General features: G+C 45.1%; 15 protein-coding genes. 8 read left to right on the top strand and 7 right to left on the bottom strand.

All coding sequences use genetic code 11. From position 1 onward, the window contains the following. The 5 genes from AC6RV6_RS12230 to AC6RV6_RS12210 form a co-directional block, all read right to left on the bottom strand. Window positions 1-1,043, bottom strand: a 1,043-nt coding sequence (locus AC6RV6_RS12230) for a 30S ribosomal protein S1 (RefSeq protein WP_500241119.1), incomplete at its 3' end; no start/stop codon positions are given. 521 nt (window positions 1,044-1,564) lie between these two features. After that, entirely contained in the window at window positions 1,565-2,098 is a 534-nt protein-coding gene (nrdR, locus tag AC6RV6_RS12225) for a transcriptional regulator NrdR (RefSeq protein ID WP_500241135.1), read from the bottom strand. A gap of 238 nt (window positions 2,099-2,336) precedes the next feature. Then, the gene (locus AC6RV6_RS12220) at window positions 2,337-2,432 is read right to left on the bottom strand and encodes a photosystem II reaction center protein T (protein ID WP_204102347.1); all 96 of its coding nucleotides are present in this window, start codon (window positions 2,430-2,432) and stop codon (window positions 2,337-2,339) included. Window positions 2,433-2,651: 219 nt separating this feature from the next. Continuing rightward, window positions 2,652-4,172, bottom strand: a complete 1,521-nt coding sequence (psbB, locus tag AC6RV6_RS12215; RefSeq protein ID WP_500241118.1) for a photosystem II chlorophyll-binding protein CP47 — start codon at window positions 4,170-4,172, stop codon at window positions 2,652-2,654. 229 nt (window positions 4,173-4,401) lie between these two features. Continuing rightward, window positions 4,402-4,704, bottom strand: coding sequence for a hypothetical protein (locus AC6RV6_RS12210; protein WP_500241117.1), 303 nt, complete (start codon window positions 4,702-4,704; stop codon window positions 4,402-4,404). 290 nt (window positions 4,705-4,994) lie between these two features. Here AC6RV6_RS12210 and AC6RV6_RS12205 point away from each other — a divergent pair, with 290 nt between their 5' ends. The 5 genes from AC6RV6_RS12205 (at window position 4,995) to AC6RV6_RS12185 (ending at window position 9,272) form a co-directional block, all read left to right on the top strand. Next, entirely contained in the window at window positions 4,995-6,713 is a 1,719-nt protein-coding gene (locus AC6RV6_RS12205; protein WP_500241116.1) for an EamA family transporter, read from the top strand. Window positions 6,714-6,778: 65 nt separating this feature from the next. Continuing rightward, complete coding sequence (locus tag AC6RV6_RS12200) at window positions 6,779-6,964, top strand: PCP reductase family protein (RefSeq protein ID WP_500241115.1); 186 nt, start codon at window positions 6,779-6,781, stop codon at window positions 6,962-6,964. 165 nt (window positions 6,965-7,129) lie between these two features. Then, window positions 7,130-7,609: a TerB family tellurite resistance protein gene (locus AC6RV6_RS12195; protein WP_500241114.1), complete on the top strand. Its 480-nt coding sequence runs from the start codon at window positions 7,130-7,132 to the stop codon at window positions 7,607-7,609. A gap of 183 nt (window positions 7,610-7,792) precedes the next feature. Continuing rightward, the gene (locus AC6RV6_RS12190; protein WP_500241113.1) at window positions 7,793-7,954 is read left to right on the top strand and encodes a hypothetical protein; all 162 of its coding nucleotides are present in this window, start codon (window positions 7,793-7,795) and stop codon (window positions 7,952-7,954) included. Between the two features lie 97 nt (window positions 7,955-8,051). Continuing rightward, window positions 8,052-9,272 carry an FAD-dependent hydroxylase gene (locus AC6RV6_RS12185; protein ID WP_500241112.1) on the top strand — a complete coding sequence of 407 codons (1,221 nt, stop codon included), beginning with the start codon at window positions 8,052-8,054 and terminating at the stop codon, window positions 9,270-9,272. A 144-nt stretch (window positions 9,273-9,416) separates the two neighbouring features. On the opposite strand, the gene AC6RV6_RS12180 is transcribed toward AC6RV6_RS12185, so the two are convergent. Both AC6RV6_RS12180 and AC6RV6_RS12175 read right to left on the bottom strand, forming a co-directional pair. Next, entirely contained in the window at window positions 9,417-10,784 is a 1,368-nt protein-coding gene (locus AC6RV6_RS12180) for a DUF4335 domain-containing protein (RefSeq protein WP_500241111.1), read from the bottom strand. Then, the gene (locus AC6RV6_RS12175; RefSeq protein WP_500241110.1) at window positions 10,781-11,407 is read right to left on the bottom strand and encodes a DUF3038 domain-containing protein; all 627 of its coding nucleotides are present in this window, start codon (window positions 11,405-11,407) and stop codon (window positions 10,781-10,783) included. The genes AC6RV6_RS12180 and AC6RV6_RS12175 overlap by 4 nt, the downstream gene beginning before the upstream one ends. 122 nt (window positions 11,408-11,529) lie before the next feature. Between AC6RV6_RS12175 and AC6RV6_RS12170 the strand changes: the two genes are divergently transcribed. The 3 genes from AC6RV6_RS12170 (at window position 11,530) to AC6RV6_RS12160 (ending at window position 15,368) form a co-directional block, all read left to right on the top strand. Continuing rightward, on the top strand, window positions 11,530-12,048 hold the full coding sequence (locus tag AC6RV6_RS12170) for an adenine phosphoribosyltransferase (protein WP_500241109.1): 519 nt from the start codon (window positions 11,530-11,532) through the stop codon (window positions 12,046-12,048). A 21-nt stretch (window positions 12,049-12,069) separates the two neighbouring features. After that, the gene (locus tag AC6RV6_RS12165; RefSeq protein WP_500241108.1) at window positions 12,070-13,122 is read left to right on the top strand and encodes an ABC transporter permease; all 1,053 of its coding nucleotides are present in this window, start codon (window positions 12,070-12,072) and stop codon (window positions 13,120-13,122) included. A gap of 209 nt (window positions 13,123-13,331) precedes the next feature. Further along, window positions 13,332-15,368: a galactose oxidase early set domain-containing protein gene (locus AC6RV6_RS12160; protein WP_500241107.1), complete on the top strand. Its 2,037-nt coding sequence runs from the start codon at window positions 13,332-13,334 to the stop codon at window positions 15,366-15,368. Window positions 15,369-15,371: the final 3 nt, after the last annotated feature.

Raw genomic sequence — 15,371 nt, 5'->3', positions numbered from 1 at the left:
GTTGTTTCTTCTACAGCCGTTGTTTCTTCTACAGCCGTTGTTTCTTCTACAGCCGTTGTTTCTTCTACAGCCGAGGGAATATCGCTTGCTTCTGAAGCTTCAGGGGAGGAGTCATCGCGACCAGTTTCACCTCGTTCCTGTTGCAAGAGTTTTTGACGATATTTTTCCGCCATCTCTTCTGCTTTTTCGAAAACAATGTCCCGATTTTTCAACATATCACCGGGTTCGGGTTCGAGTTGTTTGGTCGAGAGAGAAATACGACCGCGTTCTGCATCTAGATCGATGATCATGACCTTCAATTCATCATTGACGGCAAAAACGCTGTGAGGTGTATCGATATGATCGTGGGAAATTTCTGAAATGTGAAGCAGTCCACTCACGCCACCGATATCGATAAATGCACCATAAGGTTTGATGCCGCGTACCGCTCCAATCGTGACCTCTCCAACCTGCAAACCATTCATCTTCCGTTCGACTAATGCGCGGCGATGGCTTAAAACGAGGCGGTTGCGATCTTCATCAACTTCTAAGAATTTCAGGGGTAAATCTTGACCGACCAAATCTTCTTTAGCCTGACGAGTACTAATATGAGACCCCGGAATGAAACCTCGTAGTCCTTCAATCCGAACGAGAGCCCCTCCTCGGTTAGTCGCAAAAACATTAGACCGCACGGTAGCATCTTCTGCCTGCAATTGGCGCACCCGCTCCCAAGCACGTAAATATTCGATACGACGAATGGAGAGGGTTAATTGTCCGTCTTCATTTTCATCGGTCAGAATGAAAAACTCCCGCGTTTCCTCTGCTTGCAAGACTTCGCTGGGATCGTCCACTCGGTTAATGGACATCTCTTGGATGGGGATAAAAGCAGCCGTTTTTGCGCCGATATCAATCAACGCCCCTCTAGGTTCCATGCTGAAAACCGTTCCCGGTACGATGTCTCCAGGACTAAAATGATAGTCATATTTGTCAAGGAGAGCAGCAAAATCTTCGTGAGTAAAGCCAATGTCTTTGTTTCTGGTAGCGGTTGTTTTCTGACTGACCATATGTGTAATTTTTTCCTAGGTTTTTTAGCTCCGTATGTACTGACTGTGAAGGAAACATTGCATATCGAGAAAAATTCTCACTGCTTTGCTCTATCGCAATACTTTCGATCGCAACATACAGTTTTGATACTTTAGTTAAGTCATTCTGCTTATTTAAATAACAGATATACTAACCCAAATTATATCTTAGCATTATTCGGTAAAAATTATCAATTGTTAATTTAAATTAACAAAGTGGACAATTGCGACCGATTTAATACTTTTTAAGCCCTTCAAGTGCGTGAATTTTACGATGGAAGATGGATTTTTTGAGTTTGAGATTGTTATTTTAACATTAACAGACAGAATTATTATTTTAACATATTGAAGAGTTCAACCCCAAGAACGAGATGAGAAATTTCCCTAGTCGTTCTTGCTCAAATTCACGACCAAAAAGAAGCGGCCTCAAGCCTCCTCTTTCAAGGGGAAAACACAGAAAATTCCGGACTGCAAGCCCCCACGCTTCAGAGGTCGGTCATTGTTCATTGAAATGACGAGGTGGCAATTTCCGAGGGTGCATGGCGATCGCATTCTTGCCATTCTTCTGTTTTCTGCGAGGTTTCCGGTTGGGATTGCAGTTGATTCAAAGTTTCAATAAAATCTGTAATCCCTTGAAATTGGCGATAAACTGAAGCAAAACGAATGTAAGCAACCTCATTTTCTTGGCGCAGATAGCCAAGAACGAGTTCTCCAATCTCCCGTGTTGTCACTTCCCGCAGAGAACGTTGTTGAAGTTGTGCTTCAATTTCATTGACAAAGGTTTCGAGACGTTGATGAGAAATCCCCGTTTTTTCACAAGCGCGAATGAGTCCGCGTAATAGTTTTGAGCGATCGAACGACTCGCGACTCCCATCTCGCTTAAGCACAATAATGGGAACAAATTCAATTCGTTCGTAAGTTGTAAAGCGGTGTTTGCACTCTAAACATTCTCGCCGTCGGCGAACGCTTTTACCTCCTTCTGTAGAACGAGATTCTAAGATGCGATTCTTGTTATGCTGACAAGCTGGACATTGCATGATCCGCGTCCAAAATAATTGACCAAAACATCGAGAATGAGCAAAAAAATTGCTAGAAAGCAGTTTGAGCCGCACAATCTCATTCATTTACCATAAAACATGGCGAGACGAATGAAATTTTGCGGCTGAGACGTTTCTCTATGAATGAGAGAACTTGCTGCGAATGGATGATAAATTTTTACGATTTTCGTTTTCGATAGAATAAGCGATCGCTAATTCGATCGCTTATTTTTCGAGATTATTTTTCAATCCGGGGAGGTTCCCGAAATGCGATCGCAAAAAAGAGAATTCCGATGCCAACAGCAAGCACGAGTATATAGGCGACGCTTTCCATAGCTAGTTTGCTTAAAAAACATTAACGAAGGATTCGATTGTATAGAGAAATACACGATCGGCAAACTCCATACAAAGTTATTCTAATAGATTTCTCCGCGTTTTCGTTATTGATGTTGAAGTTGTTGGGATTGACTCGAGCTCGATAACAAAAAAATTGAGGAAGGGAAATTTCCTTCCTCAATTCTATTGAATGAAATTTATACCAAGATTGGCGAGCTTACGAAACCCGAGTGGTTTTATCACCCACTTTCGCAAAGAGACCCCATTCGACTTGTTCTTCCAAATCTGCGCCAACTCCGGCAAAGACATCTCGGTACAGAGTCCGAGAACCGTGCCAGATGTGACCGAAGAAGAAGAGCAAAGCAAAGACTGCGTGACCGAAGGTAAACCAACCGCGAGTCGAGGTGCGGAATACGCCATCAGATCCTAAAGTCTCGCGATCGAAATCAAAAGGTTCGCCAAGTTGAGCTTTACGTGCAATCCCTTTCACTTGTCGGGGATCGGTGATGGTTTGACCGTCGAGAGCGCCACCGTAGAAACTTACAGTTACGCCATTTTGCTCAAAGCTATATTTAGATTCAGCACGACGGAAAGGAATGTCAGCGCGAACAATACCTTCGGAATCAGTTAAGACAACCGGGAAGGTTTCAAAGAAATTCGGCATCCGGCGCACGCTCAAGACGCGACCTTCACCATCTTTAAAGACAGGATGACCCAGCCAATATTCAGGAATGCCATCACCGTTAATCATCGGACCGACACGGAATAGACCGCCTTTAGCGGGACTATTGCCGATGTAGTCGTAAAATGCCAGTCGTTCGGGAATCTTAGACCAAGCTTCCGCAAGGGTATCGCCTGCGGCGATATTGGTCTCAACCCGTCGTTGAATTTCCGTTTGGAAATAACCTTGATCCCATTGGTAACGGGTCGGTCCGAAAAGTTCGATAGGGGTTGCCGCGTTGCCATACCACATCGTTCCAGCAACGACAAAAGCGGCAAAGAAGACGGCAGCAATACTGCTAGAAAGAACCGTTTCGATATTCCCCATCCGCAAGGCTTTATATAAGCGTTCGGGAGGACGAACCGTGAGGTGGAACAAGCCGGCAATAATCCCCACCAGTCCCGCAGCAATGTGGTGAGCGACAATGCCTCCGGGGTTAAAGGGGTTAAAACCAGCCGGCCCCCATTCTGGGGCAACGGGTTCAATATGACCGGTTAAGCCAAAACCATCGGAGACCCACATTCCGGGACCGAAAACACCACTGAGGTGAAAGGCTCCAAAACCGAAACAAAGTAAACCGGATAAGAACAGGTGAATGCCAAACATTTTTGGCAAGTCGAGAGCGGGTTCTCCCGTGCGCGGATCTCTGAAAAGCTCCAGATCCCAATAAACCCAGTGCCAGCAGGCAGCTAAGAATAAGAATCCAGACAGAATGATGTGAGCGATCGCAACGCCTTCAAAAGACCAGTAACCGGGGTCAACATAAGGTTGTCCGGAGACATTCCAGCCCGCCCAAGAAGAATCGACTCCCAAGCGTGACATGAAGGGTAGAACGAACATCCCTTGTCGCCACATGGGATTGAGAACGACATCGCTGGGATCGTAAATTGCGAGTTCGTAAAGTGCCATCGATCCAGCCCAGCCCGCGACGAGAGCCGTGTGCATGAGGTGGACGGCAATCAAGCGTCCGGGGTCATTTAATACGACCGTATGGACTCGATACCAAGGTAGTCCCATTGACTACGCTCCTCCTATCGAAAAAATATTGAATCTATTATCTAAAAAATTAGATTTTGTTTAAAGAAGTGTAAACGATCGCGAGAGTTCAATGCAAGAACGTTATTCAGTCACCAGTCACCAGTTATTCAGTCACCAGTCACCAGCGATGCGCGTTCCCTTGGCGAATTCGATTCGCCAAGGGAACGCGCATCGAACCAGTCACCAGTGAGGGAAAAGCCTTTGGCTGTTACTCCTTTTGCAATAGACTTTCGGCGACGGCTAATTTTTGGAGGGCTTGCTCGGCATTGATAAGCCGTTTGAGAATGACTTGAGAGATCGCGCCTCGCTCGGCATCTTCTGGGGGTTCAACTTCTAACATGAGAACGGCATCCTCAACTTGATAGAGCCAGAGTTTTTCTCCTTGGTCGATCAGTCCCAAAGAGAGTCGGCGAATCTTCGGTCTGCGCCGCCACGCAATTTCATTCCAGAGTCCCCCCAACTCCCAAACGCGTCCCACTCGCCAGCCTTCCGAGAGAAAAAAGTATTTCACGATGCCCCAACACTCCTCAAATGCTTTAAAAGTATACTCGCACTCGTTCCCATTCTTTGATTCGTGATGAATTGGGATGACACCCCTCTAGCCTTAGAGAGATTTTCTCGAATACAATAGCAGCACTCGCGATCGCGCTGGGAATTTTATTCGCTGAAAATAATAAAATTTTTTGAAAAGAACCGCAAAACTAGGGCGGAACGTTCAGAAAAAGCGTAAGATACCCAATAACGCGATCGGGTTTGACACTCGAACTATCTCGGTCTACCAGCAATAGAGGTTAAACGCAAATGGGGCAACTGGACAAGCAACCGGAATTCAATCCCGAAGCACCGGGCGCAGCACAAAAGAGCCTAAACGAAATTACAGAGGAACTCGAACACCTCAAACACAGCGTCATTCTCCAGTTGTCTCGAGAAATCGAGCAACTTCAAGCACGAAAAACTCGCTTGCTGGCAGAAACCGAACAGTTAGAACTACAGCGTCAAGAGCAATTGAGCCAGCAACACGACCTTGCAAAGCAAATCGCCCCAGCTTTGGTCGAACAGATCGTGGAATTGCTGCAATACCGGGTCGGGAATCTGAATGGCGAGATGGATGGCGATCGCGATCGCTTGAGCGGTTACAACGATAATGCCCATCGCCTGATTTCTTCCCTCGATACGACCCTAAGAACAACGTTTAGAACATTACAGCAAGACCTCAACAGCTATCAAAGCACCCTCTCCCAGCAATTGGGACAGATGTACACTCTCGAACAGCAAGGAGAGGCAATTTTAGAGGCCTTAGTCGGTCGCTTGCGCGAGGAATTTCAAGAAGACTTTCAAACTGAAGGGCTTTCTCCCGCACTTCCCGTCCAGCCTCAAGACAGGACAAGAGATAGTTTGCCAATTCCGACGGAACCCCAAAGCGTTAAGTTACCTTTCGTTTCACCGTCTAAAACGATTAAACCCGCTCCTCCTGAAGATATTGCCCCCTCTGCTCCACCCAAACAAAGAAAAGTGACGGCAACCCAAATGCAGTTGGGTTTCATTTTGGTGCTGTTTTCGTCGTTCGCCTTATCTCTACAAAATGTAGTCATTTCGATCATTCTCAATCAATCTTCTCTCTTTGGGGTTTGGAAAACAGGAGGCTTTATTTCTCCCGGTTTTGGTAATTCTTTGCTGATTCTCTGTTTTCGCATGATTGTTGTAGTACCTCTGATGGCAGCGATCGCGCAAATTCTTTATCCCTCAAGCTGGCCGGATATCGGTCGCTACTTAAGGTCGAAAGATTGGCTGAGCTTTTTTAACGTCACGGCTTGCGGCTTTTTCCTCTTTGCTTCCTCTGCTTTTATTTACATGGCATTGGGAGCGTTAACCCCCGGAGTTGCCCTAACCTTATTCTTTGTTTTCCCGATCGTAACGGTATTGATGTCATGGCTGCTCTTTGGAGAACGTCCTTCCCTCGTTCGCAGTCTATCAACTTTAACTGTATTTGGTGGAGTCGTTCTGATTGCTTATCCTGACCCCAATGCTCCCCTTAGAGTTTCTACTTTAGGGATTATTTATGCACTAGCGGCGGGGATTACGTTCGCATTTCACGTTCTCTTGATTCAAGCCTGCACGAAAAAACTACATCCGATTCCTTTTAGCGTTGTTAATTTTGCGATTATTCTCATCTTTGCAGCATTAAGTTTACTGGTTCCTCTACCGGAAACGATGCAAGTGAATGTCGCTCCCGAAATGTGGACGAATGTTTTAGTGAGTAGCTTGGTTTTAGGAGGATTAACCTTATTAAGTTATCTGGCTAATAATGTTGGGATTAGTTATATCGGTGCTGCTCGTGCTTCCATTTTTGGTGCAACCGGTCCGGCATTAACTTCACTTTTAGCTTGGTTGATCATTGCTAAATCTTTAGCAGCCAAACAATTATTGGGAATGTTAGTCGTAACGATTGGTGTTGCGGGTCAAAATTTAGAGCGCATGTTTGCTAAGAAACCGAAAGCCGTTAAAGGAAAGAGTAAATAAAAAGGTAATGTTTGCTCTTATCATTTTGCTCTGAGACAGTCGGTATTTGAGAGGAAAAAATATTAATGGAAGATCCTGATTTTGTAGGAACATTACATTGGACTCCTGAAGCAAAAGTCAAATTCAAAAATATTCCTTTTTTCGTTCGTACCCAAGCTCGTCAGCGTATTGAAGAATTAGCGAGAGAAGTTGGGTCAGATACGGTGACAGTAGAAATTGTGGAGCAAGCACGGAATGAATTCGGGCAATAATTTCCTGTGACGATCGCATTTTTTAATGAGTGCGATCGCTTTTCCTTTAATTGTATTTTTATCACATATTAATATTATTTTTTGTTAAAGAAAAATTGTTAGTTAAGTCTTATGCTTTAAGATTCTAAGAGTTTATGTATTTTCAAGATAACTAAAGAAGGCAAAATGAGCAAAAGTCTCCAACCTACTAAATATGCCAAACGTAAATACAACATCACATCTCCAGTAGATTTTGAGGTGGCGTTGAAATATGGCGGCGCATTGATGGCGATCGCCGGTGCCGATGGCGAACTGGCAGAAGAAGAATTTCAGTGGTATGTTGACGAACAGGAACTTTTAACAGTCAATTCGACAGAGTACATTGAAACTCTCCGCAAATTTGATTGGAAAAATGCCAACATCGAGGAATTATTAGGTGAAATCAGTTATGATTTTCCTCTTAATTTTCGTCGTTCCATGCTGTACCAAGCGATAAAAATGAGCCGTGCTGATGGTGTTTACCAAGAGAAAGAAAAGGCAGCTGTTGCTAAAGCAGCTAAAATTTTAGGACTTGACCATAGTATGGTTGTCAGCATTGAATCTCTTGCAGAATTAGAAGAAGCGAGCGAACGACTGCGGCTTGCTTTATTTGAAACGGCAATATAAGTTAGTTGAGCATTTTTTAATGGGAGTTTTGATACATTTACCGTATAGTTAAGTGTATCAAAATTCTCACAGTTAAGATGAGCGATCGCGAAAAAGATAATTAGTCTAGGAAGCAAAAATTTTGTTGAGAGTAAGCGACTCGAAGCCTCTATTCAATGGATTCAGAAAAATTTTTGGGATTGTATGGTGTTAGTAGGAGATAGTGTCTACCGATTAACAATTCAGATTAGAGGCGAAGTTGAGGAAAATAAAGCGAGATTGGAAGCATTGAACGCAGGAGAGATGTTTATTCGCGATCGCCGTTCTCTATTCGAGCAATATTCCCAAAACTATAAAAATGAATAATAGCTGTTACAAATTTGCCAAGTCGCGATCGCTCTGCACTTTGCGTCATAATAAAGGTAAATATTTCTATCTTTTTCCAAATTTTTCTTAAAAAAGCATGACACAAGAACAAATATTTGCTAAAGATTGGGATTTGATCGTTGTCGGAGGTGGCATTGTCGGGGTAACTTTAGCCTGTGCCTTAAAAGGTTCGGGGTTGCGGGTGATTATTATCGAAGCGCAAACTCTGGAGAAAGCCGCCGCGAGAAAGCGTGCCTATAATTTATCTTTACTTTCGGGGAGAATTTTAGCAGGCATTGGCGTTTGGGGAAAAATCCTGCCGCAGATTGCTCAATATCGTAATATTCGCCTGTCTGATGGAGAATATCCCGGGGTCGTTGAGTTTGTCCCTAAAGACTTAGGGATGGAGGTTTTAGGATATGTCGCCGAACATGGAGTAACTTTGCAGGCATTGCAGGAATTTTCACACCAGTGTTCTCATATTCAGTGGCTGTGTCCCGCAGAAGTGATGGATATTCAGTGGGAAGAAACAGGGGTCGCGGTTGCGGTACGAGTTGAAGGGGAAGTACAACAATTGCGATCGCGTCTCGTTGTTGGTGCGGATGGCGTTAAATCTCGGGTGCGAGAGCGATCGCGCATCTCAACGCGAGGTTGGAAGTATTGGCAATCTTGTTTAACTTTTGAAATTCAACATCAACATCCCTGCAATGATACTGCCTTCGAGCGTTTCTGGAATACGGGACCGATGGGAGTGCTACCCTTGCCGGAAAATCGCTGTCAGATTGTCCTCACGGCTCCTCACGCTACAGCAAAAGCATTAAAGGACTTGGATGAAGGGAGTTTTCTGCAAGAGCTAGAGAGGCGCATGGGTGGGGTTTTAGGGAAGATTGAGATGATTAGCGATCGCTTGGTCTTCCCCGTACAGTTGATGCAGAGTGACTGTTATGCGCGATCGCGTCTCGCCTTGATCGGCGATGCAGCACATTGCTGCCATCCAGTAGGAGGACAGGGTTTAAATTTAGGGTTGCGGGATGCGGCAGCATTGGCACAGGTCTTACAAGCGGCGCATCAAGCCGGAGACGATATCGGTAATCTACAGGTATTGCAACGTTATGAAAAATGGCGCAAAGGGGAAAACCTCACCATTCTCGGCTTTACAGATTTTCTCGATCGAATGTTTTCAAATCAGTGGTTGCCTTTGATTCTCCTGCGTCGTTTGGGGTTGTGGTTGTTGCGTGACGTTCAACCCCTGAAAGTTTTTGCACTCCAGTTGATGACCGGACTCAAGGGACGCACCCCCGAGTTAGCAAGGCATTAAGCGATCGCCTCCCTGTAAAGTTCTGTAACAAAAAAATACCCCCTGCATAAATTTAACCAAAGTCACCAGAGAAATATGTGAAGCGCGAAACTCTGTAGGTTGTTAACGGAGGATATTGAGAATTTTCTCGATATCCTCTTTTTTTTAGTAGCGACTCATTTCGATCGCGCCATTTTGCAGAAAGACAACGCGGAATTGTGCGAGAGGCTTTTGCGGGACGACAGTGCCACTTTCTTCGCCAATGTCCGCAGCTTCGAGATCGAGCAATTGTGGCAGAGGGGTTTCTTTTTGTAAGAGGTAAGCATTCCCATCCAAATACTCATAATCGGCAATTTCTCCGGTTTCCGTTACCCCGATCCGGAACGGTAAATCTGCTGCTACCGGAGTTTCCGGTGTCCATGCTGCTTCTAATTTCTCGCGAATTTCCGCTTGCAAGGGCGCTAAAATTTCGGGATCGGTAATGCGTTCCCCTAAAGTCCCCCCTCCTCTGCGTCCGGCTAAAGGGCTAATGGTGGTGGTTTCGTTTTGGGTAAACACGAACTCAAATTTTGCGATCGCTTCGCGTTGGGCAATGTCGTCTTCCGTCGGCAGAAAGCGCAGGGAAGACAAGGGCGTTAATTCCGTTTCCGCTTCAGTAATATCTCCCACGGGTTCGTAGTCAATAATGGAACCATCTAAAGTGGCAACGAGATTATAGGTGAGATCCCGCTCGATCGCGTCCCGATTGTCCCATGCGTTTTCAATTTCTCGACGGAGATGGCGCTGAAGAAAGTTCATTTCCGTCGGATCGGTAATTTCTGGAGCTTCTGTCAATAATGCTTGTAAATCTTCGGGGGGAATCGGGGTTGCTGTCGGTTCATTAGAAGGCTCTTCCGAGGCATTCTCACTGGTGTTTTCCCCTTGAATGACCTCCGGTTCCTTCACCTCGGGAATCGGTATCATAAAGAGCAATGCCGCCGCGATCGCCAAACTTCCCATTCCCGCGACCATCGGAGTCGCCCGCTTTGCCAAAGGAACATCCGCTTTGCGATGGCGACGGCTAACGGGAATTAAATGTAGGGATAAATCCGGTAAAGTCCGACTATCGGCAAACAACTGATCGACTGCTTCCACGAGATCGAAAAGCTGGATGGTATTGAGATCGAAATGAAGGGGTTTCGACTCAGCTTCCGTCTCCTTCGTTTCAGATTTGTGCTGCCAAAGGAGATGATGGCGATCGGGATCGTTACCCTTTGAAAATCGCACGCCTTCATGGGGATGCGTTAATTCGACAGGATGGCGAATGCCACTTAAAAATTCTTGAGCATAAGCACTGACTGCTTTCACCAAACTTTCGAGAAAGTCTTTCCCCCCCGATAGAGGTTGGTCGATCCCCGTAAAATGACATTCCGCATGAATGAGGATGGAAAGTAAGGGTCGGCGATCGGGGCGCTTGCCTTCCGGACTATCATCATCTACACCTTCGAGGACAAGGCGACAATTGGGTAAATTATACTGGCGTTTAATTGTCATAAAACTTCTCCATCAAACAAACTAACCCAAAACCGTTGCATTCCAGCCGTTCCCGTGCAGAACAGCAGTTGACCCAGTAAAGACATGGCCAAATCGTTCAAGCGATCGTTACTGGCGAGATAAAAAGCTACTTTTGCCCGTCTGGCATTCATGCGGCTGCGAAAATGCGCTCGAAAGCGTTCTAAATATTCCGAGAGGCGAAAATGCTGTTCTAAGGGCAAGCCTTTGTGTTGAATTTGCTGTCGCGCTACGAGTAATTGGCGAATCAATACCGTTAATTTTCGCGCCCGAATGCTGGCAACGATCGCCAATGCCTTCGCCTGATCCAACGTCAGGGAATCGCGAGTATGCGATCGCCGCCAAGGATTGGAACAGCGCAAACGCCATAACGTCACGCGATTGTCGATAATATTCTGCAACTCTAAGTCTTGAACAGTGGTGAGCATTTGTTCCGAGCCCCCCAATTCTAAGGCTTCGAGAGCCAGCAAAATTAAGTCGATTTTTTGTTGCACCCGGGGAGAACATTCTTCAACACCGGGTAAGTTCGGCAAATTCTCCAAAATCAAGGGTTTTGGACGAGGTGATGGATTGGGTTCGGGCTTTACGGTTGCGGATTGACTCATTCCAAGTAGGAGAAATGGAGAACGGGAGAACTGAAAAGTGGAAAAAGCAAAAAAGTCAGTAATGAACGAATTGAATTCCTAGTGTACTATCTTTAACTTAGGTTTATCATTTTGCGTCCCTAATGGATATCCAATCGCTTGTTCGTAATATTCCCGATTTTCCCAAACCCGGAATTCTTTTTCGAGATATTACTACTCTATTAAAGCATCCCGATGGTCTGCGCCATACTGTAGATACATTAGGCCACCAATGTCGAGAGACAGGATTCAATCCGGATTATGTTTTGGGCATGGAATCTCGCGGTTTTATTTTTGCCCCCTTATTGGCTTATCAATTAGAGGCTGGGTTCGTTCCCGTTCGCAAGCCCGGTAAGTTACCGTCAACGGTTCATGCTGTAGAATACGAGTTAGAATATGGCAGCGATCGCCTTGAAATGCACCAAGATGCAGTTGAAGCAGGGAAGCGAGTTGTGATTGTAGACGATTTGATCGCGACGGGGGGAACCGCGAAAGCAACTGCCGAGTTGGTGGAACGAAGTGGCGGGCATTTGGAAGGCTTTGTTTTCCTCATCGAGCTAACAGGTTTGGACGGACGTAAAAACTTACCCGATGTCCCGATTTTAAGTTTAATTCAGTATTAGCAAACATCTTTGTTCATTGAAATGACTGCTACTAAATTACGCGATCGCCGCGATTCTGCCCTACAAAGGGTTCGCGGGGTTTTCACTAGCGAAACGACCTTGTATATTCTCAAGCGGTTGTTACAAGCACTGTTAACCCTCTTGTTAGCTTCGGCGCTTTCCTTTGCGATCGTACAACTTGCCCCCGGAAATTATCTGGATATTTTGAAAGAAGATCCGACGATTTCCGAGGAGACAATCGCGCAATTAACTGCTAGATACGGACTGGATCGTCCGGTTTTAGTTCAGTATTGGACGTGGTTGGTGGGAGTAGTGACGCGATTTGATTTCGGTCGCAGTTTTGTCTATTCGCGATCGGTGGGGTCTCTGATTCTCGAACGCATGGGCAATACGTTACTTTTAGCAATTTCTTCTATTATCGTAACTTGGGCGATCGCGCTACCTTTAGGAATTATCGGTGCCGTCAAACAAAATCAACCCCTCGATCGCGGATTGCGAATTCTCAGTTATATCGGTCAAGGATTCCCCAGTTTCATCACTGCATTATTGCTTCTATTTGTGGCGCAAATATGCTCACCATTGTTGCCTGTTGGCGGAATGACCAGTATCAACCATAATGAACTCCCTTTTATTGGCAGAATATTTGATATTGCTTGGCATATGATTCTCCCCACCATTGCCTTGAGTATTACCAGTTTTGCAGGATTGCAACGCCTCACGCGGGGATCCTTATTAGACGTTCTACGTCAAGAATATATTCAAACCGCACGAGCTAAAGGTCTATCGGAAGATCGCGTCATGTACGTTCATGCTTTACGTAATGCAGTGAATCCTTTAATTACTATTTTGGGGTTTGAATTTGCCAGTTTATTAAGCGGTTCGTTTATTGCCGAATATTTCTTTAATTGGCCGGGGTTGGGACGCTTGATTTTACAGGCAGTCATGACTCAAGATTTGTATTTAGTTATGGCGAGTTTGATGATGGGGGCAATGATGTTAATTATTGGTAATCTATTGGCAGACTTATTGTTAAAAACTGTCGATCCTCGCATTCGCTTGGAAAATTTGCAATAAACGATTTCAATCAATCGGAAAAAGTATCTCTAATTTCAGTCAGAGGTACTCTTTTTTCTTTAATATTATTTTAATTCCTTTTTAGAAAGATTTTAAAAATCCTATTTTGTTACAATATATTAAAAACAGCCTCACAGTATTGGTTAATCTTACAACTCGTAGTAATTTGACAGCAAGTCAATTATGCGATTTGAAAAACCTGTAAAAAAATGACGATCGACAAAATTCTCGCGCTGCGACCGAGACGAATGTTTTCTTTGGCGATCGCCTTCCTATTTACCGTCACTTCAGTATTTTGCGGTAATGGAAATGCGATCGCGGCAGACTACAACCCTATCGGTTCAAAAGAAGAAATGGGAGAATGGCATCTCGTGCCGTTACCTCCCAACCCTGAAGATTGGATGCAATCCGTCCATACCTCTCTTTTGCCCAATGGAAAGATACTGATGGCAAACGGAAGCAGCAATCGTAACACAATTGACAAGACAGCAGACGGCTATAAATTTATCGATGGCGTAAACACTTCAGATTATGCCGCCGTCAATAATACTATTCTTTTCGATCCCGTCACGGAAGAATACGAACGCATCCCTTCTCCGATTGCAGAACAAAACGGATATAGTAACGATCTCTTTTGTTCGGGTCACGTTCATCTTGAAAATGGCAATGTTCTCTTTATTAGTGGCAGCAGCCGCTACTATCCCGGAGAACAATTTGAAGGCTCGAAACAGAGTAATGTCTTCGACTGGCAAACCAACGAATGGAGTACCGTTGGTTTAATGCACGAAGGTCGCTGGTATCCCAGCCTTATTCCTCTCGCCAGTGGTAAAGTTGCCATTTTCTCGGGTTTGAAATTCGGGAAACCGGGTCAAATTACCCCCACAATGGAACTTTACGATCCCGATACCCAATCATTTCAATTATTTGATTTAAGAGATTACGAAGATAGTCCTTTCAATGTTGAAATTGCAGATGGTTACGATAGTATCGATCTCTATCCTCGCATTCTGCCCACCCCAGATGGTCGCTTATTGATTACTGGAGATGGTGCCGGGAAATTCCCCCTCGAAGTTCACAAGAGCAAAAAAAGTTACTTGATGTCCATTGAGGAAGAAGAAGATGGAGAAATCGAGATTAGTTTTGAACTCGGACCCGATCGCAAAGCCATTTCGCGAGTTTACGGTACCGCCCTCGACGATCCCAACTCCGATGATATTTTGCTCCTTGGCGGTATCATTGGCACCAATGACATTAACTTCGGTCGTCCTTACCAAGAAGAGCGCAACCAAGAACTCGAAGCAAGTGGAGTCAGTATTGCTCGCAGTTTAGAACGGTGGATTGCTCCCACAGTAGGTGATGATGATGATGATGATGACGAATGGGAAAATGGCCAATGGGAAATTGTCGAAGACTTTCTCGACAAACCCCGAGCCATGAATGAAGCCGTCATTTTACCCACCAAAGAGATTCTCACCATCAACGGCGGTCGAGATGCCGAATACGACCCCATTTACACCCCCTTATTAATGACCCCAGATCCCGACGCGTCTGGAGGGTACGGCACTACGGAAATGAACCCGGGACGGTTGCCAAGACTCTATCATAACGGTGCCGTTCTTTTACCTGATGCGCGAGTGTTGGTCACGGGAGGAAATCCCAGTCGAGGCGCTCGCTCTCTGGATGGAGAGGTCTATACCAACGTGATTCCCAATCCCGATCCTTCTGTTTACTATAAAGTCGTAGAAAAAGTCTGCGATGAAGCAAGGGAGAATTGCGTCGATTTCGACATCAATGCTTATTACCAAGATCCTCAAGCCTATTACATCACCGATGAAGATAGTAATGGCACGCGAGATCCCTTACCTTTTGTCCCTGCCGAAATTTGGCAGACAGAAATTTTCAGTCCCCCTTATCTCTTTAAACCGGGACGACGACCGATTATTAAACGCGCCCCCGAGGTTTTACATTATGGAGAGCGCGATCGCATTGTCGTGAAGAATGCTGACGAAAATGGCTCTTTAGTGTTGATAAAACTGGGATCCATCACCCACTCTTTTGACTACGGGCAACGTTTGGCAGATTTAGAGATTAACAAAGTCGTCGATCTCGAAAAACAGCATAAATTCCGCATCAAATTTACGACACCGGAAAATGTCGGGTTATATCCTCCCGGATATTACATGATGTTCTACGTCAATGAAATTGGCAAACCTTCTGTAGCGAAAATTGTCCAGCTAACCGCGTAATCT

It is taken from the genome of Spirulina sp. LEGE 11439 (genome assembly GCF_059821285.1).
Note: the sequence above shows the minus strand (reverse complement) of the source record. Positions and strands in the feature narration are given on the sequence as shown.